This window comes from Spiroplasma melliferum KC3 (genome assembly GCF_000236085.2).
GTDB classification, from domain to species: Bacteria; Bacillota_I; Bacilli_A; order Mycoplasmatales; family Mycoplasmataceae; genus Spiroplasma; species Spiroplasma melliferum.
On the sequence record NZ_AGBZ02000004.1, the window covers coordinates 223,206 to 244,607 of the forward strand.

General features: G+C 27.4%; 22 protein-coding genes and 1 tRNA gene. 21 read left to right on the forward strand and 2 right to left on the reverse strand.

Going from position 1 to position 21,402, the window contains the following annotated elements; genetic code table 4:
* The first annotated feature begins 44 nt into the window (after positions 1-44).
* Together SPM_RS05395 and SPM_RS05400 are read left to right on the forward strand one after the other, a co-directional pair.
* Complete coding sequence (locus tag SPM_RS05395; protein ID WP_004028609.1) at positions 45-1,643, forward strand: MATE family efflux transporter; 1,599 nt, start codon at positions 45-47, stop codon at positions 1,641-1,643.
* A gap of 138 nt (positions 1,644-1,781) precedes the next feature.
* Complete coding sequence (locus SPM_RS05400) at positions 1,782-2,831, forward strand: hypothetical protein (RefSeq protein WP_004028610.1); 1,050 nt, start codon at positions 1,782-1,784, stop codon at positions 2,829-2,831.
* 148 nt (positions 2,832-2,979) lie between these two features.
* Here SPM_RS05400 and SPM_RS05405 read toward each other — a convergent pair whose 3' ends face one another.
* Entirely contained in the window at positions 2,980-3,336 is a 357-nt protein-coding gene (locus SPM_RS05405; protein ID WP_004028611.1) for a hypothetical protein, read from the reverse strand.
* Between the two features lie 140 nt (positions 3,337-3,476).
* Between SPM_RS05405 and thyA the strand changes: the two genes are divergently transcribed.
* The 10 genes from thyA (at position 3,477) to SPM_RS05455 (ending at position 11,070) form a co-directional block, all read left to right on the forward strand.
* The gene (gene thyA / locus SPM_RS05410) at positions 3,477-4,346 is read left to right on the forward strand and encodes a thymidylate synthase (RefSeq protein ID WP_004028612.1); all 870 of its coding nucleotides are present in this window, start codon (positions 3,477-3,479) and stop codon (positions 4,344-4,346) included.
* Positions 4,346-4,828: a dihydrofolate reductase gene (locus tag SPM_RS05415; RefSeq protein WP_004028614.1), complete on the forward strand. Its 483-nt coding sequence runs from the start codon at positions 4,346-4,348 to the stop codon at positions 4,826-4,828. Before thyA ends, SPM_RS05415 begins: the two co-directional genes overlap by 1 nt.
* Before the next feature lies 1 nt (position 4,829).
* Positions 4,830-5,621, forward strand: coding sequence for a lysophospholipid acyltransferase family protein (locus SPM_RS05420; RefSeq protein ID WP_004028615.1), 792 nt, complete (start codon positions 4,830-4,832; stop codon positions 5,619-5,621).
* 19 nt (positions 5,622-5,640) lie between these two features.
* Complete coding sequence (locus SPM_RS05425; RefSeq protein WP_004028616.1) at positions 5,641-6,951, forward strand: thymidine phosphorylase; 1,311 nt, start codon at positions 5,641-5,643, stop codon at positions 6,949-6,951.
* A gap of 101 nt (positions 6,952-7,052) precedes the next feature.
* Entirely contained in the window at positions 7,053-7,814 is a 762-nt protein-coding gene (locus SPM_RS05430) for a segregation and condensation protein A (protein ID WP_004028617.1), read from the forward strand.
* A 5-nt stretch (positions 7,815-7,819) separates the two neighbouring features.
* The gene (gene scpB, locus SPM_RS05435) at positions 7,820-8,368 is read left to right on the forward strand and encodes an SMC-Scp complex subunit ScpB (protein WP_004028618.1); all 549 of its coding nucleotides are present in this window, start codon (positions 7,820-7,822) and stop codon (positions 8,366-8,368) included.
* Complete coding sequence (locus tag SPM_RS05440; RefSeq protein WP_004028619.1) at positions 8,368-9,111, forward strand: pseudouridine synthase; 744 nt, start codon at positions 8,368-8,370, stop codon at positions 9,109-9,111. The genes scpB and SPM_RS05440 overlap by 1 nt, the downstream gene beginning before the upstream one ends.
* Positions 9,112-9,126: 15 nt before the next feature.
* Entirely contained in the window at positions 9,127-9,735 is a 609-nt protein-coding gene (locus SPM_RS05445; protein WP_004028620.1) for a deoxynucleoside kinase, read from the forward strand.
* Positions 9,736-9,837: 102 nt separating this feature from the next.
* Positions 9,838-10,227 carry a hypothetical protein gene (locus tag SPM_RS05450; protein WP_004028621.1) on the forward strand — a complete coding sequence of 130 codons (390 nt, stop codon included), beginning with the start codon at positions 9,838-9,840 and terminating at the stop codon, positions 10,225-10,227.
* 33 nt (positions 10,228-10,260) lie between these two features.
* The gene (locus tag SPM_RS05455; RefSeq protein WP_004028622.1) at positions 10,261-11,070 is read left to right on the forward strand and encodes an IS3 family transposase; all 810 of its coding nucleotides are present in this window, start codon (positions 10,261-10,263) and stop codon (positions 11,068-11,070) included.
* On the opposite strand, the gene SPM_RS05460 is transcribed toward SPM_RS05455, so the two are convergent.
* Positions 11,067-11,630: an inorganic diphosphatase gene (locus SPM_RS05460; protein WP_004028623.1), complete on the reverse strand. Its 564-nt coding sequence runs from the start codon at positions 11,628-11,630 to the stop codon at positions 11,067-11,069. The genes SPM_RS05455 and SPM_RS05460 overlap by 4 nt on opposite strands.
* 422 nt (positions 11,631-12,052) lie before the next feature.
* On the opposite strand from SPM_RS05460, the gene SPM_RS05465 reads away from it, so the two are divergent.
* The 9 genes from SPM_RS05465 to SPM_RS05505 all read left to right on the forward strand — a co-directional run bounded on the left by SPM_RS05465 (position 12,053) and on the right by SPM_RS05505 (position 21,393).
* Positions 12,053-12,919 carry a hypothetical protein gene (locus SPM_RS05465; RefSeq protein ID WP_004028624.1) on the forward strand — a complete coding sequence of 289 codons (867 nt, stop codon included), beginning with the start codon at positions 12,053-12,055 and terminating at the stop codon, positions 12,917-12,919.
* A gap of 106 nt (positions 12,920-13,025) precedes the next feature.
* Positions 13,026-13,847, forward strand: a complete 822-nt coding sequence (locus SPM_RS05470) for a hypothetical protein (RefSeq protein ID WP_004028625.1) — start codon at positions 13,026-13,028, stop codon at positions 13,845-13,847.
* A 128-nt stretch (positions 13,848-13,975) separates the two neighbouring features.
* Entirely contained in the window at positions 13,976-14,680 is a 705-nt protein-coding gene (locus SPM_RS05475; RefSeq protein WP_004028626.1) for an ECF transporter S component, read from the forward strand.
* Between the two features lie 59 nt (positions 14,681-14,739).
* Positions 14,740-14,816 (forward strand) — tRNA-Arg (locus SPM_RS05480).
* A gap of 116 nt (positions 14,817-14,932) precedes the next feature.
* Positions 14,933-15,691, forward strand: coding sequence for a DUF3196 family protein (locus SPM_RS05485; protein WP_004028627.1), 759 nt, complete (start codon positions 14,933-14,935; stop codon positions 15,689-15,691).
* A gap of 118 nt (positions 15,692-15,809) precedes the next feature.
* Entirely contained in the window at positions 15,810-17,105 is a 1,296-nt protein-coding gene (gene tig, locus SPM_RS05490; RefSeq protein WP_004028628.1) for a trigger factor, read from the forward strand.
* 315 nt (positions 17,106-17,420) lie between these two features.
* A complete protein-coding gene (gene lon, locus SPM_RS05495; protein WP_004028629.1) occupies positions 17,421-19,739 on the forward strand; it encodes an endopeptidase La in 2,319 nt (772 codons plus the stop codon).
* 178 nt (positions 19,740-19,917) lie between these two features.
* A complete protein-coding gene (locus tag SPM_RS05500; protein ID WP_004028630.1) occupies positions 19,918-20,460 on the forward strand; it encodes a hypothetical protein in 543 nt (180 codons plus the stop codon).
* 360 nt (positions 20,461-20,820) lie between these two features.
* Positions 20,821-21,393, forward strand: coding sequence for a hypothetical protein (locus tag SPM_RS05505; protein WP_004028631.1), 573 nt, complete (start codon positions 20,821-20,823; stop codon positions 21,391-21,393).
* The last annotated feature ends 9 nt before the right edge of the window (positions 21,394-21,402 follow it).

Consider the following 21,402-nt stretch of genomic DNA (forward strand, 5'->3'; position numbering starts at 1 on the left):
GATAAAATAATAGATACATAGTATTGTAAAGGGGAACGAAGATAATGAACAAAACCGTTTTTTCAAAAAACGAGATTAAGTTATGTTATGACAATTTATGAAAAACAATTTTTATTTTTTCTTTACCAACTGTCCTTGTGATGGCAATGACAGCATTATATCCAATCCTTGATAAATTTATTGCCTTAACATTTGTTACACCAAATGTTTTTCATCATCAACCATATTTGGATTGATATAAAGAACATATTTCAATTAATAATGGTGAATTAACATATGAATCAGCAAAAATTTTTGTTAATTTATCAACCCATTTTGCAATGCAAATTTATAACTTATTATTTGCTTTTGCAATTTTATTTGCGATTGGAACATCAATTACATTTGCCATTAAATCTGGGCAAAGTAATAAACAACAAACACAATCTTTAGCAGGAAATGCTTTAACAATTACCGTTTTATTTTCAATTGTTGCAGCTTTTTTTGTTTTTTGTTTAGTCTTTCCACAATGAGATAATATTATGATTTTAATTCAATTAAGTAAAAAAGGAACATGAATTGTACAAGATTTAACTTGGCATTACGTTTTTCCAATGTTACTTGCTAGTCCTTTAATGTTTGTTAGTTATTTATTATTAACATTATTACGAACAGATGGGAAAAGCCATGCTGCAATTTACATTACAATTGGAGCAATTGCAATTAATGCTTTATTTTCAATTATTTTTGTAAAATATGGTCAAATGTTATTGGAAGGAACAATGTTAGGAACAATTATTGCATGAATTTTTATTATTATTGTTTCATTAATTTGTATTTATTATAATAAGAATTCTTATTTGCGATTTCATTGACGTGATCTTTTTTATTTACATAAAACAACAATTAAGGAAATTTTTCGGTTAGGTTTTTCATCTTTTATTAATAATTTAGGTGCTGTTTTAGTTTCAATTTTATCATCAGCAATTATTTCATCGTTGCCAGGACAATTTGCTCAGCGGCAACAATATGGTTTAGCATCTTTCCAATTATTTAATAGTGCGGTAAGTCCCTGAATTGCCTTCTTTACCGCAATTGCGTTAGGGATTGCACAAGGGATGAAAACAATTATTGGTTATAACTATGGAGCGAAAAAATATTTACGAATGTATCAAACTTGTTGATATGGATTAGCAATTATTAGTGGCTGATTGTTTTTTACTCTATTATTATTTATTGCTCTTGGCCCACAATTGTTAATGGCTTTTGCTTTTCCTTCTGATTTAGTTGATGAATATCGATGAATAGCAGTTCTAATGTTAATGAGTTATCCTTGCGCTGCCATTTCATTTTTAGGTGTTTCGTTATTTCAAGGAATGAATAATGCACGGAAAGCAGCATTATGTTCTTCGTTTCGTGCCTTTATTGTGTTACCAATTTTAATGCTATGTGGATATTTCTTAGCACATGGATTATCGGATGGCACAGACCAGAGTAATATTTATTATTTTATATTATTAGGGTTAAATGATTTAATTTCAGCTATTGTTGTGGGCATTATTTTATATTTCTTTTGATATAAACATCGTCATCATATTTTTAATGAAGTTGATGAAAAAGATCAAGAATATTTACAAAGCAAAAAACAACAAACAAGTTATTAAAATTAAATAAAATGATAAATAATTATATACCTTTCCAATAATTATGACAATGGTTTCATTTAATTTCAGTTAAATATATGGTATAATTCATTTATAAGCAAAGTGGATAATAGGGCATATTGATATGGAGGGTATCGCATGAATAATAATGATCCAAAATTTAATGGAGGAAACGAAAATTATTTTAATTCGTTTGAAAATAATAATGGTTTTGGCAATGATAATTTATTAAACCAAAATTCGCCAGTAACACCATTAACAAAACCAATTAGAGTTTCTGATAATGCAAATGATTTTAAAACAAAAACTAATCCACCCTTTAATTCTTCTTATATTTCAAAAGCTTTAGGAATTAATGGGACGGAAGTTAAACCGCAGCATAATAAACCAATTTATCAACCAATTATTTATCAACCATTTGTTATGCCTATTATGGCTAACCCAATGAATGCGATGGGAATGGGAGCATATAATCCAATGATGATGGGTTATCCGCAAATGTTTCCTTACCCAATGATGCCACAATTTCCAATGATGATGGGTTATCCGCAAATGTCACAATATCCCGGAATGTTAACTTATCCTCCAATGGCAGGGCCAGAAGTAGAACAACAATTACAAGGAATGCAACAACAATCTGCTAGTCAAGGTTCTAATTTTAATAAAAAACAGTATGCTCAAGATTCAGGCCGTCATTTTGCAATTATGAATCCAGATTTGATGAAACAACAACAAGGCATTAATAGCGATTTTGATGAGAGTTTTGATGATACATTTAATGAGGGGCCTCCTTTTGGGTCAAACCATGATTTTAATCAAACAAATGAATTTGGTGGTGGTAATTTTGCTGGTCAAAATGATTTTGGCCAAGGAAATACAAATTTTGGACCAACACCAGATTTTAATGCAGCACCAAGTTTTAGTTCATCACCTGATTTTGTTCCATCAGATGGTTTTAATAATAGCAATGTTTTGGGCAAAATTGATTCAACAAAAATGCCATTTCAATATGATGAAGAAACAACCAAGCGAAAATTACCAGTTTGAGCAATAGTTTTAATTGTTGTGTTAGTAGTTTTAGTTTTAGCAGTTATAACAATTGTAATGTTGTATTTTAATTTAGAAGCAGTTCATAATTTAATTAATGGTTGATTTGGGCTTGAAGTACCATTTAATCCATGGTTTTAAAAATGTTATTTAATAACATTTTTTTATTTATGTTAATAAAATAAAAAAAAATCTAGACAAGGGTTAAAATCTAGATTTTTAACTATTATTTAAAATTTGAAAGGTTTTTTATTTGAAAAAATTATTTTGTTATTTTTAGGTCGTTAATTTATTTTGCTTGTATTGTCCTATTAAAATCTTGTGGTGGTAATGTACTATTTTTGATTTTAAAAAACCAAACAACAAAACCCAAAATTACTAAAATATTATTTTTATTAGGTTTTTTTAAACGATTAATTTTTTTAATAATTTGTTTATCATATTGACAATTATTATCTTTTTCTTCTAATGTAATTTCAGTTTCATCAATAGCATTTTGTTGATGAATTGAATTGCTTAAAATATATGCATAATCAAATTCGGTTTCATTTTCATATTTACTACGTAGAGGATTAAAAGTGCCAGGAATAAATAAACTTAATGAAAACTTAATTTTTTTAATTATTTTTTTTAAAAATTTATTCATTGCTGTTCACCTCTTGTAATTAGTAATATGATAACATAAAAAAATAATCTTGTTAAGATTTTTTTTTATTTTTTCAGATGATTTTATTTTTAAATAAGGTAAGATTTAAGTATATGAGAATAGAAAATAGGGTGAAAATGATGGAACAATATCTTAAAATGGCTCGTTTTATTTTGGAACACGGGCAAGAAAAAGATGATCGAACAAATACCGGAACAATTTCTTATTTTGGTTATCAAATGCGTTTTAATTTAAGCGAAGGTTTTCCAATTTTAACAACAAAAAAAATTCATTTTAAATCAATAGTTTATGAATTATTATGATTTATTAAAGGCGATACTAATATTAAATATTTAGTGGATCATGATGTTCGAATTTGAAATGAATGACCATATGAGAAATATCAAGCATCATCAAAATATAATAATGAAACATTAGCTGAATTTGTTGAAAAAATTAAAACTGATGCAAATTTTGCTGCTGAATTTGGTGATTTAGGACCGGTATATGGGAAACAATGACGAAATTTTAATGGGGTGGATCAGTTAGCAAAATTATTAGAAAATTTAAAAAAGAATCCATATTCACGTCGTCATATTATTAGTGCTTGAAATCCAGCAGAAGTTGATGAGATGGCTTTGCCACCTTGTCATACTTTAATTCAGTTTTATGTTTCAAAAGATAATAAATTAAGTTGTCAATTATATCAACGTAGTGCGGATGTTTTTTTAGGAGTTCCTTTTAATATTGCAAGTTATGCTTTATTAACCCATTTAATTGCTCAGGTTGTTGGTTTAGATGTTGGGGATTTTGTCCATACTTTAGGCGACTGTCATATTTATAAAAATCATCTTAGTCAAATTAAAGAACAATTAACACGTTCTCTACGGAAATTACCAACCTTGAAGTTAAATCAAACCATTTCTTCGTTATTTGATTTTAAATTTGAGGATATTATGCTTGAAAATTATGACCCAGCCCCATTAATTAAGGGAACTGTCGCAGTATAATGATTAAGTTATTATGAGCAATGGATGAAAATAATTTAATTGGTCAAAATAACCAATTACCATGACATTTAAGAGAAGAATTACAGCATTTTAAAGAAACAACATTAGGGCAAACAATTTTATTTGGTCGGTTGACTTATGAAGGAATTGGACGACCATTACCAAAACGAAAAACATTAGTTTTAACAAGACAGCTTGATTATCAAATTAAGCATCCAGATGTGGAAGTAGTAACTGATTTAACAGCAATTATTAATTTTTATCATCAAAATCCAACCGAAGATATTTATATTTGTGGGGGAAAAAAAATTTATGAGGCAACATTACCATATGCTGATGAATTAATTACTAGTCTTATTAAAGGAAAATACCAAGGCGATACTTATTTTCCTTCGTTTGATTTAAACCAATTTACTTTAACTAAATTAAACGAATATCAACAATTTGTAATAAAATATTATAAGAGAAAGGAACAAAGTTAAAATGTTAAATATTTGAAAAATTATTCTGACATGACCACGATTTTTACGAACAATTACTAAAGCAAGAAGTATTAGCAAAAAAATTAAAAGAGATCCAAATATTGTTTCAGAAGAATATCGTTATCATTGATTGCAAAAACGAACACGTTATATGTTATGAGTACACGATGTTAAAATAATTGTTCATGATCGTGATAATTGAATTGATAAAGGTTGTTTAATGATTGCCAATCATCAATCGAATGTTGACCCGGCAATATTATTTGCTTTAAATGATTTTAATAAAACCGCACCTTGTGCATTTATTGCTAAAAAAGAATTGCAAAATAACCGAACATTTCGGAATTTTTTAACATTAATTGATGTTTTATTTTTAGATCGTGAAAACCCTCGTCAGGCATTAGAAGTTATTAAAGAGGCAAATTATTTAATTCGTGTACCGCGAACAATGGTTGTTTTTCCAGAAGGAACTCGGAGTCGAAGCCAAGAAATGGGAGAATTTCATGCTGGAAGTTTTAAAATTGCCCAGAAAGCACATGTCTCAATTATTCCTGTTTCAATTGTTAACTCTTATCCAATTTTTAATAAAGAATTTAAAAAAAGAGGGAAAAAGTATGTTCATGTTGTGTTTCACAAGCCAATTAAGCCAGATACGTTTATGACCAAATCAACTGAGTTAATTGCAAATAATGTTAAACAAATTATTCAAAAAGGGATCGACCAATATCAAGATGTTGATCATAAAAAAGCTTATGAAGAATATAAAACTTCATTAAAGAAAAAAGTAACTTAAAAAAAGAAGGTATCGAATAGTGAATATTTTAGAATTAATTGATAAAAAGAAAAATGGACAAGAGTTATCACGAGAAGAAATTAACTTTATTGTTAAAGGATATACAACGGGGATTATTCCGGATTATCAAATGTCAGCTTTTTTAATGGCAATTTATTTTCAATCAATGTCAGTTACAGAAATTTCGTTTTTAACTGAAGCAATGGTTAATTCAGGGGAAGTATATGATTTAACTGGGATTCCTGGTTTTAAAGTTGATAAGCATTCTTCTGGTGGAGTTGGTGATAAGGTTAGTTTAATTTATGCGCCTTTAGTTGCTGCCTTTGGTTTAAAAGTAGCAAAAATGTCAGGGCGGGGGTTAGGCCAAACAGGAGGAACAATTGATAAGTTGGAAAGTATTCCTGGTTTTAAAGTTGAACTTTCTTTTCATGAATTTAAAGATGTTATTAATAAAACAAATTTATCAATTATGGCTCAATCTGATAATCTTGTTCCAGCTGATAAAAAGATTTATGCTTTACGCGATGTGACAGCAACAGTTGATTCATTACCATTAGTGGCGGCAAGTATTATGTGTAAAAAAATTGCAACTGGTAGTGATGGAATTGTGTTGGATGTTAAATGTGGTAATGGTGCTTTTATGAAAACAATATCTGATGCGCGAAAATTAGCACAAATTATGGTTGAACTTGGGATTAAATTTAATAAAAAAATTGCTGCTGAAATTACTAATATGACGCAACCATTAGGTCGTACCATCGGCAATGCAATTGAAATTTATGAAGCGTTACAAACATTGCAAGGAAAAGGACCTGATGATTTGACTTACATTGTATGTGAAGCGGCAGCCTTAAGTTTATGCCAAGCAGGGCTTTTTAACGATTTAGCAACAGCAGTTAAAGCTTGTGAAGAAAAATTACAAACTGAAGAGCCATTAAATTACTTCCGTGCTTTTGTTAAAAAGCAAGGTGGAGATTTAAGTTTTATTGATAATAATTTAACTTTAAAAGAGGTATTAAAAGTAAAAAATGTAATTGAAATTAAAGCAAACCATGCTGGTTTTATGGAAATTATCGATACTAATGAGTTGGGATTATTAGCTGTTCGTTTAGGAGCTGGACGTAATACAAAAGATGAAGCAATTGATTATCATGCTGGTATTTATTTAAATAAAAAAACTGGTGAAAAAGTTGCAAAAGATGATGTTGTGATGACTTTATATACTAGTCGCTATGTTACTGCTCCAGTCTATGATTGAGCACAACGAACTTTTCGAATTGTTTCAACAAAACCACCACAAGAAGAATTAGTTTATGAAATAATTCAATAAAAGTGATGCATTAAGTTAATCACTTTTTTTGTTTTAATGTCTTTAATTTTTTTTAAAATAGCGGTATTATTAACTAAGAAAATAAACATGGGAGAGAAAGAATGTTACATTTACCACGCTATGAAGTAAAACTTGATAATTTTTCAGGACCATTAGATTTGTTATTGCATTTAATTAAAGAAAAGGAAATGAATCTTTTTGAAATTAAGTTAACAGAAATTACTGATCAATTTTTAGCGTATATTAGGGAAATTGAACAATTGAATATTGAAATTGCATCGGAATATTTAACAATGGCAAGTTATTTAGTTGAGACAAAAACAAAGTTAGTGTTGCCAAAAGAACAGGTTGAAATTGATGATAATTATGAAAAAGATGCTCGCGATGAACTAATTAATCGTTTGCTAGAATATAAAAAAATTAAAGAAGTTAGTCAATATTTTAAAGATCAACATCAAGAGGGAATTCGTTATTTATCAAAACCACGAACAATTATTAAAGGGAATTCAATTAAAGAAGAAGATTTACCATTATCACCAAAAATTAATATTGATAAATTAACGAATAGTTTTTTGAAAATGTTAGAACGAATTAATGCGGCAAAACCATTAGAATCAAATGTTGTTATTACTGAAGTTTCTCCAGAAGAAATGGCTGAACGAATCATGATGTTATTAGCACAAGATGATAAAGAATGAACATTAGAAGAATTACTAGGTAATTTTACTTTATCATTACAAGTTTTTGTTGCATGTTTTATTGCTTTGTTAGATTTAGCTCGCCACCAAAAAATTGAAATTGAGCAATACCAGCATTTAGAAGCAATTTACATTAGACCATATTTACAGAAAGAGGGGAATTAAATTTGATGAATTTAAATGAAAAAATGGCTGTTTTAGAAGGGCTATTATTTATTAGTGGCGATGAAGGAATTAATTTAAAAGAAATTGCTCATATTCTTGAAATTTCTGTTCCTGAGTGTGAAGAGGTTTTAACAAAATTAAAAGCAGAATATCAAACTAGTAATAATCGTGGATTAACAATAACATCTTTTGCTGATAAATATCGTTTAGCAACAAAGCAAGAATATTATCAATTTTATTTAAAATTAGCTAATAATAAAATAGAAGCACGGTTATCACAAGCAGCATTAGAAACATTAGCAATTATTGCATACCGTGGACCAATTAGTAAGCCAGAAATTGAAGAGTTACGAGGAGTTAATTCTGACAGTGTTATTAACAAATTACGAGCACGTGATTTGATTGATGAAGCAGGTAAAAGTGACTTGCCAGGAAAGCCAATGACATATCATATTACTGAGGAATTTTTAAAAGTTTTTAATTTAACTTCATTAGCAGATTTACCACAAATTAAAGAAACTGTTGTAGAAAAAGAGCAGGATTTATTTAAGTAATGGAACGCTTACAAAAAGTTATTGCAGCAAAAGGTTATTGCTCACGACGAAAAGCAGAAGAACTAATTATTCAAGGACGAGTTAAAGTTAATAATGTTGTGGTAACAACATTGGGTACTAAAGTTGGCAAAAATGATCAAATACAAGTAAATAATCAAATTCTTATGAATGAAAATTCAAATAAGGTTTATTTAATGCTGAACAAACCACGAAATTGTGTTTCAACGATGTATGATCCGCAACATCGCAAAACAGTTTTAACTTATGTTAAAGGTATTTCAGAACGAATTTATCCGGTAGGTCGCTTAGACTATGATACTAGTGGTCTTTTACTATTGACTAATGATGGAGAATTTACTAATATTATTACACACCCAAGTCATATTATTAATAAGACATATCATGTTTTAGTTTCTGGTTATCTTTCAAAACAACAATTACAACAATTAGCAACAGGAATTGAAATTGAGCCAGGAATTATAACAAGCCAAGCACAAGCAAAATTAGTAAAATATGAAGAAGCAAAAAATGTTTCGATTCTTTTATTAACTATTCATGAAGGCAGAAAACATCAAGTTAAAAAAATGATACAAGCATTAGGGCATGAAGTTATTAAATTAAAACGAATTGCAATTGGTTTTTTACAATTAGATGAAACATTAAAGCCTGGTGAATGACGTTATTTAAAGCCCAAAGAAATTAAACTTTTTTTTGGAATAGCATCACACTTAAAAACAAAATAAAGGAGAGAAAAAACAATGCGGATTACATTAGCAGGAGTTGTTGGAGTTGGAAAATCAACTGTTAGTAAGCTATTGGGAAAAAAGCATCATTATATGGTAATGGATGAGCCAGTTGAGGAGAATCCATATTTAGATCAGTATTATGCTGATCCAAAAGATATGGCTTTTAAAATGCAAGTATATATGGTAATGGCGCGTAGTAAACAATTAAAACAAGCAAAAATAACATCTAATATTATTTTTGACCGTAGTATTTTAGAAGACCCAATTTTTGTTGATGTTTTATATGAGTTAGGATATATGAATACAACAGATTATAAAGTTTATAAAGAATTTTATGATGTTGTTGTTTTACAAAGTTTATATTTAGATGAAAACATTAAACCAGAATTAGTTGTTTATTTACGAGTTGATCCAGAGATAGCAATGGAACGAATTACCAAAAGAGGCCGCGCTAGTGAACAAAATATTGGCAGCGCTTATTGAACATTATTAAACCGAAAATATGAGGAATGATATGAACGCTCAAAAGATAAGTTTAATTTTTTAGTTATTGATGCCAATCATAAAACACCAGAAGAAATTGTTGCCATAATTTCAGAAAAATTAATTGAAAAGAAATAATATAAAAAAACTAGTGTTAATGAACATCTAAAATAAAATTGACAGAAAAAAGAGACAAACATTTTCTGTTATATAATTTTATTGAAAGGATGTTCTTTTCTTATGGCAAAACAATGAAACAAAAATGAAAAACTAGAAATTTTAACATTTGCTGAGTTAAATGGCATTAAACTAACAGTTCAAAAATATAACATAGCCAAATCTACTATCCATAGATGACGTGTAGATGTACAAAACAATTTTGATAACCTAGAATGAGGTCGTGGATCTCAAAGTAAACAAAAGACAAAAAGAAGAATTAGTATTTCAACAATTGACTCAAATGATGTCAAAAAAATGTCACGTTCTGAATTAGAAGAGATTGCTAAATTACATTTTGCATTAAAAAAGTATGAGGCGAAGACTATTAAAGAAAAGTTCTTCGCAGTAAATAAATTATCAACAGATTATTCTGTTGATTTTTTATGTAGAAAATTAGGTATTACTAGATAAGGTTATTACTTATGGATTAAACAAGGAAAACCTATGTATAAAAACTATAATTTTGTTTTAGCAGAAATAATACTTGAAATATTTAATAAATTTAAAGGTGTTTATGGATACCCAATGATTACGATTTTGTTAGAAAAATATAAAAATATCAAAGTTAACAAATGAGTAGTCTATCGCTATATGAAAATATTAAAAATTAAGTCTATTCGGAAGAAAATAAAACCGAATTATTTTAAATCAGGTCCTCTCAGATTCCCAAATATCTTAAAACGAGATTTTGTTACATCTGAACCAAACAAAAAATGAGTGACAGATATCACATATTTACCTATTAAGAATGGAATGGTATATTTATCAATTGTCCGTGACTTATTCAATGGTGAAATAATAGATTGAAAATTATCAAATCATGCTGATGCTAATTTGAGTTTTAAGAATTTAGTATCAGTTTGAAATTATGCAGGACGTCCCAAAAAATTAATTATTCATTCAGATCAAGGCTATGCATATACATCCCCGCAATGAAAAGAATTGTGTGAAAAAATGGGAATTATTATTTCGATGTCTCGCCGTGGTAATTCACCAAATAATGGTGCTTGTGAAACTTGATTCAGTTCATTTAAAAATGAATGTTTTTTCTTATATAAACGAAACAGTCTTAATTTTAGTAATATTATGAACATTGTTTCAAATTATGTTGATTTCTATAATTTTGTCAGACCTAGAGTTAAACAAAGAAAAACTCCATTCGAACAACGAATGGAGTTTCAAAATAAAAATGTCTCTTTTTTCTGTCAATTTGAATTGACATTGTCATTAACACTAGTTTTTTTATATGTTTAAATTTGCCCTAATCCTTTTTCTTTTCAAATTTTCATCACAGCATCTTTTCCTTTTGTTTCTAAAATATCTTTGTATTCTAAATAACGTTCTTGGCATTCTTTAATTTCTTTTAAAGCTTGGTCTAATCCACTTCAACCATTAATTTTAACTTCTTTTTTTTGTAATGTTTTATATTGTAAAAAGAAAGTTTCAATTTCATTTCGTATTGCTAATGGAACATCTTCTAAAGTTTGAATATGATTAAAACGAGGATCATCCGCCATAACAGCCATTAATTTTGTGTCAATTTCACCGTTATCAATCATATTAATTGTTCCTAAAATACGAACATTAATTTGACAGCCAGGAATTGTTGGATAAGTGCTTAATGAGATTACATCAAGGGGGTCGCCATCTCAATCTAATGTATTTTCAATAAAACCATATTCTCCTGGATAAAAATTAGCACCATATAAAACACGATCTAAAACGATTCGTCCTGTTTTAAGATCGTATTCATATTTATGACCAGACCCCTTAGGGATTTCAACGATAATTGGTAAAACATTATTTTTACTCATTATTTTTCTTCCTTTCATTAATTTCCTAATTATTAATATAGCATAGAAAGGCAAATAATGTTATGCCTTTTTAATCCTTTTCATTTTTTTGTAGTAATATTAAACAGAATTATTGTGTTATATTCAGGAAAATAAAAGATAATTATTATTTTTATGCCAATTATAAATTTAAATAAAATGAAACTTATATTATATATTAACACATTTTTAATAAAACTAGTAAATTATTTTTATTTTTATTTATTTTAAAAAAAATGAAAAATTTTGGTAATTTGCTCAATTTAGGTATACAATGAAAGTAAGAAAGGAGGCTATGAAGAAACAAATAAAATTGTATTAAAAAATGTATCAAATTGTATTAAATTACCAACTTATCAAACTTATAAAAAATAAAAAATTGATAAATTAGGAGGCCAATTACTATGAATACATTATTAAAATACATTACATTAGCAGGACTTGCAGCAACACCTGCTGTGACTGCAACTTCATTACCAATCTTAGAAACCAATAGCAATATTGCTATTTCATCAAATAGTTTGTTACAAGATGCCGCTACTATTGAACAAAAAGCTGCGAAAGCTATTGCTAATCAACTTCGTTTAGAACCAGCAGATGGATCATCATTAAAAGAAGGACAAAAATTAAATGAAGCAAAAGAAGTAATTTTCAAACACATTGATGGAGTTAAATTTGATGCCATCGCTTCAATTGAAAATGACATGGATGCTAGAGAAATTACTAATGCTATTATGAACATCACTGTTGATAATATAGAAATTCCAAATGGAGATACTAAATCTTTAAAAATTGGTTATCAAACAGTCACAATTAATATAAAAATGAATGAAACAAATAACATTATGTCTATTATGTTAATTAATGTTAAACCAATCGGTGGTGACATTGGAAAAGGATATAATTTATTGCAAGAAAGAGCTTCTATTGAAGAGAAAGCTGCAAAAGCTATCTTTGACCAAATTCGTGAAAATCCAGTAGATGGAGCATCATTAACAGAACGTGAAGTAATTAATAGCGCAAAAGATTTAATATATAGTAAAATTGATGAAGTAAAAATTGATGCAATCGCTTCAATAATTGATGATATGGATGCTAGAGAAATTACAGCCGTAATTAATGATATTAAAGCAGAAGATTTAATAATTCCAAATGGAGATACTAAACTTTTAAAAGCTGGATATCAAAAAATAACAATTAATCTAAAAATTAAAGAAACAAATAATATTATGTCTATAATCTTAGTTAATGTTAAAGCACTTGAAGTTTAATAAACAGTAAAAATAATTAGAATAAAATTAATACTAAAATTGCTTCATATAAATTGTATGAAGCAATTTATTTAATTATTAAAAAAGAAAAAGGAGATCAATTATTATGTGTAAATTAATTAAATGCCTTACATTAGCAGGATTTTTAACTGGACCTATTGTTACAACGACTTCATTACCAAGTTTCAATTCAAATCAAGAAGTTTTCAAAGATTTCAATTATGATTGTGGATTAGAAGCAATTGCTTTAACTTATATTAAAGAAGCAGTTAGTGAAATTGAATCAGTTGATGGATCAAGTTTACATGCCGGACAAAGTTACGATACTGCTTTTCAATTATTATGAGTTGCAATTGAACAATCAAAAATTAAAGCAATAGAAAAAGCAAACAATATTGGTGATAAAAAAGTTAGAGAAGAAATTATTACATTAATAAACAGCTTAAAAGATAGTGATGCAAAAATCATTGAAAAAACTGCTGTTTTAAGAACAGGAAATAATGAAATCTTAATGGATTTATACCTTGGTTCTGCAAAAGATACAGTACATATTATATTAGATAGTGTTCAATTGTCACAAGACCCTGATACATTAGAATATACTGCATATGCAATTTTGGTTCAAGTTCTTAATAAAGGAATGGCTGATGGTTCAGAATTGAGAGCAAAACAAAAATTAGAAGCCGCATTACCTTACTTATGAAGCTTTATTGATAGCAATAAAAAAGATGCAATAGAGGCAATAACAAACAGAGAAGATATTAAAAATATTAAAATTAAAGAAAAACTTGTTAATTTAGTAAAAGAGTTATCTAGTGAAAACTTAACAATTGCAAAAACTAATAAAACTACAATTTTAATTGAAGGATTTAATAGCATTATAGTTACTATAAACAAACTAGGAAATGTTAAACCTGAAACAGAATAAATTGTTGGATATAAAATGCTTTGTATATAATTTATACAAAGCATTTTATATCCAACTTAATAATTTTTATAGTTAGTTTTTACTTTGCTATATTTTAAAAATAATTTATAATTAAATAAGGTGATAATATGCAGACAAAAATAAAAGATTTATTTTACTTAGATACAAAAAGAATTGTTGCAATGGCAATTGTGATTGCTTTATATGTTTTATTGTCATGATTAAGTAAAATAATGAATTTGACAGTTTTTCCAGTTGCTCCGTTTTTGAAAATTGAATTAACTGATTTTTTAATGTTATTAGCTGTTCGTTTGTTTGGTATTATTTATGCTACTTTTTTAACTATTAGTGTTAGTTGGTTAAGAATGGTTTACTTAGCTGATACTCCAATTGATATATTTGCTTTAATGTTAGCTGATTTAATCTTTTTATTAGTTTTTTGATTAGGTGATAACTTTTTCCGAAAAGGAATTAATCGCTTGTTTAAAAATAATTTTTCAAAAAAAACTGATTATTTAATTACAACAATAAATGTTGGATTAGCAACAATTACTGTTTCATTTGTAATGGCATTATTTAATTGATTATTTATTTATGATATGTATGCTCATTTTTTAAATCTTTCCCGCGAAATAGTACAAGGATTTAAAAGTATTTTAGTACCAATAATTATTCCTTTTAATTTATTGAAATTTACAATTAATAGTATTGTTTTTATCTTAATTTATCGCGCAGTAATTCACCTGCAAAAGCAATTTATAATAATAAAACCAAGAAAAGAAGTAACAGAAGCATTACATGATTATAATATTATTGATGAAATTTATTTTTAAAAAAGCAAACTTATTTTCTTGAAAATATTCTTTAATTTATGTTATTATTTCTATGGTATGCCCACGTAGCTCAGTAGGAGAGAGCATGCGCCTTCTAAGCGTAGGGTCGGGAGTTCGAATCTCTCCGTGGGCGCCATTTTTTAAATTGTAATTAAATTAAAAACCTTATTTAATCATTTAAATAAGGTTTTATTTTTTTAAAATTGTTATAATAATATAAATGATTATTTTATCTAAAGGAGGATTTATTAAATGCAAACACCATTGAATTATTATGATGAATTAATTGATGAGATTAAAAAATTAATTAGCAATTATGATTATAATGGTGCTTTTGTTAAAATTAATGATGAATTAATGATGCCTTATATTCCTCAACAAGTTGAAACAGTATTGAGAAGATTATTACAAGAAGTTAATGAAAAAATGCAAGAGCAAAAACCAAGAGAAACAACAGTTTGAACATTAGCAAAAATTAGTGATATTTTAGCAAATCCAGCTGATGAAGAAACACAATTATTAGCTTTTCAATATTTAAAAGACCAAAATTTACGACAAATTTTACCAGTAATTCGTAAATATTTTTTGAATAAAAAAGTAACTGATTTTGCAAAGATTTATTTATTATACTTATTAAAAAAACAAGAAATTACAGAAATCTTTGAAGTGAAAAAAACAAATGGCACTTTTCACTTGAATCCAAGCCAAATAATACCATATAAAGAAAATGAACAAGTTAAGACCATAATGAAATTATTAGACCAATGAGTTTATAATGATAATCCTAGTTTATATCATACTTGCTTATATTTGCTAGAAACATACTATTATAACTTATATCCTTATTTTTTAGAAAATAATGAAGAAAAAGCATTAACGGTTGCCATTATATATCAAGGTCATCGGATGTATGGTGAGCAAATAGTAGTCCAAGATTTGGCAGAACAATTTAAAGTCCAAGTTGAAATAGTAAAAAAATATCTTCCTTACTTAGATCAAGAAGGATTATAAAATAAATTATTATTTAGAAATAAGTCATAAAAGCAAAATAAATTGGGGAAAAAAGTTATTTAAAGTCATTCTTTTTGTTATAATAAATTATGTGCAATAATTAGTTAAGGAGTAAAATATGAAATTTAAAGCGGAAAAAATACAAGATAAAGGAATTGGAAAATGATATGTAATCATTGATGGTACAGAATGAACAGATTATATTCAAAAAGCTGAAAAAAAAGCAGCAGAGCAATTAGAGGTCCCTGGTTTTCGAAAAGGGAAAGTACCTACCGATTTAGTTAAAAAACATTTAACTGAAGCAAAAATTTTAGATGCAGCGCATCATTTAGTTGTTAATAAAGCTTATAAGTTTGCATTTGATCAAAAATCAGATATTGAACCATTTTCATCACCAGTTCCAAGTGTACAAAAAATTAGTAAAACAGAATATATCTTACAATTAGAATTTGATTTAAAACCAGAAGTTAAAATTAGTAAGTATACTGGCTTTACTGATAAACAGTTAAAGAAGACAAAAATTGAAGTTAAAAAAGCAGAGATTGAAGATAATATTAATCAATTACGTAATCGTTTTGCAATTTTTAAACCAAAGACAACAGAAATTACAACTGGAGACACAGTAATTTTTGATTTTGAAGGTTTTGTTGATGGAAAACCATTTAAAGGTGGTAAAGCAACAGATTTTACGTTAGAGATTGGTAGTGGTCAATTTATTCCAGGCTTTGAAGATGCCATGATTGGTTTAAAAACAGGTGATAAGAAAGAAATTAATGTTACTTTCCCAGCTGATTATCATGTTGAAGAATTAAAAGCAACTCCTGCTATTTTTAAGTTAAATATTAAGGAAGTTAAAACAAAAGAATTACCAGAATTAAATGATGAATTAGCAAAAGATGTTAATTTAAAAGGCATCGATACATTAGCTAAATTGGAAGTGCATGTTAAAAATAATATTTATGAGCAATTATTAAAACAAGAATATGATCATTTTATTGGTCATTTATTCCGCTTAATTGCAGAAGATTCAAAGATTGCTTTACCAGAATCAATTATTCGTAAAGAAGCAAATCAATTAAAACATGAATTTGAACAAAAGTTGCAAGGTCAACAGCTGGATATGAAAACTTATAAAAAACGAACAGGAATGTCAGAAGAAGATATTTTTAATGAGTTATTTAAAGACGCTAAAAATCGTTTAGAAAATGGTGTTATTGTTGATGCAGTTGTTCAAAATGAAAATATTACGGCAACTGAAGCAGAAATTGATGAACAATATGAAAAGTTAGGAAAACAATTTGGAATTGATGGTAAAACATTAAAAGAAACAAAATTAGTATCTGATCAACAAGTAAAAGAACAAGTTATTCATGATAAGGTATTTGCCTTTTTATATCAAAATAATGGTGAATAGAATAAAAACTAACATTATTGTTAGTTTTTTATATAGTAGGACAATTTGAAGTAGTATGAAAAGTGCTGAATTTTCTTTCTTTTTGTGGTATAATAAGAGTATTATTAATTAAAAACTGGTATTCCTTCATTTTGGGATAAAGATATAATAAACAATAGGGGTGATGATTTTTTAAAAATTAGCACTTATCTATTGCAAGTGCTAATTTTTTTGTTATAATTTTTGTGTAACTTAAATTTATATTGCGATATTTTTTAAAATAAGATAAGATATTGTCAATATAAATGAAGAAAAGAAACAGGAGGTGTTTTGAAGATGGATTCAAAAATAACACAATTAAAAAATGTACCAGTTCTTGTAACACGGGGTAGTTATATTTTTCCAGGCTTTGAACAAGTATTAGAGGTAGGACGAGATAAATCAATTTTAGCGGTAAATACAGCTAGCAAGGATTTTGATAATCATATTGTTTTAGTTAGTCAAAAAAAACCGTTAGAAGATAATCCAAAGTTATCTGAAATTTATCGAATTGGGATTTTAGCAGAGTTAAAAATTCGTAAAGTGTGGGAAGATGGTAGTTTAACAGTTAATTTTAAAGCAGTTGATCGGGTAAAAATTTTAGATTTACGCGAAGGAGAATTTTATGCTGCTGATATTGATATTTTGAAGTCATTTGTTAAATCAGAAGATAAAATTGTTGAAAAATTAACAGCTAATATTAAAGAATTAATGGAATTACAGGATATTTTGCCAGAAGATTTATTAGATCAAATTGGTGATTCAGTTGATGGGAATGAAGTTGTTGATACAATTGCCCAATTTTTACCATTTATTCCAGTGGCGAAAAAACAAGAAATTATTGAGGAATTAGATGTTGAAAAAAGGCTTCAAATTATTTTTGATCATTTAGTTAATAAACAACAAGCAAATGATATTGATAATAAAATTAGCAAAAAAATTAAAGAACGAGTTGATGAACAACAACGTGAATATTACTTACGGGAAAAATTAAAAGCAATTAAAGATGAATTAGATGAATTTGATGGTGCAGCTGATGAAATGAAATTATATAAAGAACGATTAGCAAATGAACCATTTCCAAAAAATATTAAAGAACGAATTGAACAAGAAATCACTCGTTATGAAGCATTGCCACAAGCATCAAGTGAATCAAATATTATTCGAACTTATATTGATTGAATGATGCAAATTCCATGACATGAAAAAACAGAAGAAAAAAATGATTTAAAATTTGCAAAAGAAGTGTTAGATAAATATCATTTTGGTTTAGATAAAGTTAAAGAAAGAATTATTGAATACTTAGCTGTTAAAACAATGACTAAATCTTTAAAAGGACAAATTATTTGTTTAGTAGGGCCACCAGGGGTTGGGAAAACAAGTTTAGCAAAATCAATCGCTGAAGCAACAGGGCGAAAATTTGTTAAAATGGCCTTGGGAGGCGTAAAAGATGAGTCAGAAATTCGTGGACATCGTAAAACATATATTGGAGCAATGCCGGGGCGTATTATTCAGTCAATGAAACGTGCTGGTTCAATAAATCCATTATTCTTATTAGATGAAATTGACAAAATGGCCTCAGATTATCGTGGTGATCCTGCTAGTGCGATGTTAGAAGTATTAGATCCAGAACAAAATTCAACATTTTCTGACCACTACTTAGAAGAAACATATGATTTAAGTGATGTTATGTTTATTGCAACAGCCAACTACTATGATAATATTCCAGAAGCTTTAATTGATCGAATGGAAATTATTCAATTATCATCATATACTGAGTTGGAGAAATTCCATATTGCAAAAGATTATTTAGTGCCAAAAGTATTAAGTAATAATGGTTTAGCAGATGGACAATTAACAATTACTGATGATGCAATTAATGAAATAATTAAATATTATACGCGTGAAGCAGGAGTTCGTCAGTTAGAACGAGATTTAAATGCCGTTGCACGGAAATTTATTTTTAAGTTCTTAAATAAAGAAATGGTTAATTTAACAGTTAAACCAAACACTGTTAATGAACTATTAGGCAAACGTCGTTTTGAACATACTGAAAAAGAAAAAGAATCACAAGTTGGAGTTGTAACAGGGTTAGCATATACTCAATTTGGTGGTGATATTTTACCAATTGAAGTTAATAGTTTCTTAGGAAAAGGTTCATTAGTGTTAACTGGAAAATTAGGTGACATAATGAAAGAATCAGCATCAATTGCATTAGACTATGTAAAAGCAAATTCTGGTAAATTTAACATTGATCCAAAATTCTTTGAAACACATGATATTCATATTCATGTTCCAGAAGGAGCAGTTCCAAAAGACGGTCCATCAGCTGGAATTACCTTAACAACAGCAATTATTAGTGCTTTAAGTAATCGTCCGGTATCAAAAGATATTGGAATGACTGGTGAAATTACTTTGCGAGGACAAGTTTTACCAATTGGTGGGTTACGAGAAAAATCAATTTCAGCCAACCGTAGTGGTTTAAAAACAATTTTAATTCCACATAAAAATATTAAAGATATTGAAGATATTCCAAAAGAAGTGCAAGAAACATTGAATATTATTCCAGTTGGAACATATGATGAAGTTTTCAAAAATGTTTTTGGCACAAACTAGATTTTAAAATGTATCAAATTTGATACATTTTTATTTTCTTTTGTTTTAACTCTAAATTGACAAAATAAATTAAGTATAGTAGTATCTTGTTGTATATGATTTAAAAATGGTTTTTTAAAGTACATGACTTATATTTATTAATCCTTAATAAATATAATAATGATAAAGGGTAAGAACTATGCGTGCTATGGTAAAAATTGAAAAATTAGTAAAAAAAATTCTAAAAAATACCAGAAAACAAATTAAAAAACTTGCAAGAGCATTAGGCTTTAGTAAAAAGCAATCAGTGCAAATTGCAACAAAAAATACACATAATTTAATAGAAACAATGGAAAATTATCGAAAAATTTCTAATTCAGACCAAAATCTAAATTTTGAACCAGGTTTTTTAAGCAATATATCTTGATCTTTTTTGAATAATGATAGTACTAAAGATGAATATGGATATGAAATCCCAATTAAATTAAATAATACACCAATTTATGAATCAGTTGCTGAGCCAATTTATGAATCAGTTGCTGAGCCAATTTATGAAAATATTCCATCTTCTAAAAATGAGCCAATCTATGATTATTTACCACCAGCTAAACCAGTTTCAGAATTAAAAAAAGAAACAATTGTTCCAGTTTCACAGTTAGATTCAGCAAAAGTTAGCAATGTGTATAAAAAAATAACAGAAAATGAAAATAGTATAGTAGAAGAAAACACTGTTGAAAGATAAAATGATAAACTAAGTTAAAATCTTTAAATAATATTATTTTTCTTTTAAATATTCGTATTAAATGTTTAAAATAATTTTATTTAAAAGATTTTTATTTTTATTTATTTTAAAAATAAAAAATTTCTGATATAACTATTAGAAGGGTATTTTTAACAATTCACAACATATATTTAACGATAAAATGATTTAGAATTGCCAAAGGAGGTTTAATTTTAAAATTGTTGCTAAATTAATATAAATATGATAGAGTGAAAATGTATATGATTTAAAAATATAAATATTGATATTTTTAAAATAAATGACTTTAATTAATTATTTCATTAAAGTAATTAATTAAATATTTAAAAGAAAGAAGAATTTATGGAAATTACTTCAGGATTTAAAACAACTTTAAAAAAATCTTACAAATCAATTAAAAAAAGAATTAATATATTTTTAAAAAAACTTGGTTTTAGTAAAAAGAAAACCTATGAAGTATCAAACCAAGTTGTTACTGAAATGTATGGAACAATAGGTAGATATGTTCAAAAAAATATCGATGATCAAATTGAACCAAAAAGTTTCGGACAAGGAACAATTAAAAACAATTTGGAATTATTTAATCAAACAAGTGGTTTGCCATCATATAGTGAAGCAATCATAAATTCTCAGTCAGACAATCAAGTGAGTGGTTTGCCATCATATAGTGAAATAAAACCACAATTACCGACATATGAGGAAGCAGTCGCAAATATTAAACCATTTGATGAAGAACGTGCTAGAAGATATAAAGAACTTTTACACGAAATGAATATCTTTTTTGCAAAAGAAGCCTTTAAAGTAACAGGCAAAAATTGACCATCAAAGGTAAAGCAAGCGAAACCATTATCACAATTAAAAATTGGACAAAATGGGATAGTGGATGTTGAAGAAAATGAAATATATAGTTTATAAAATAGAAAT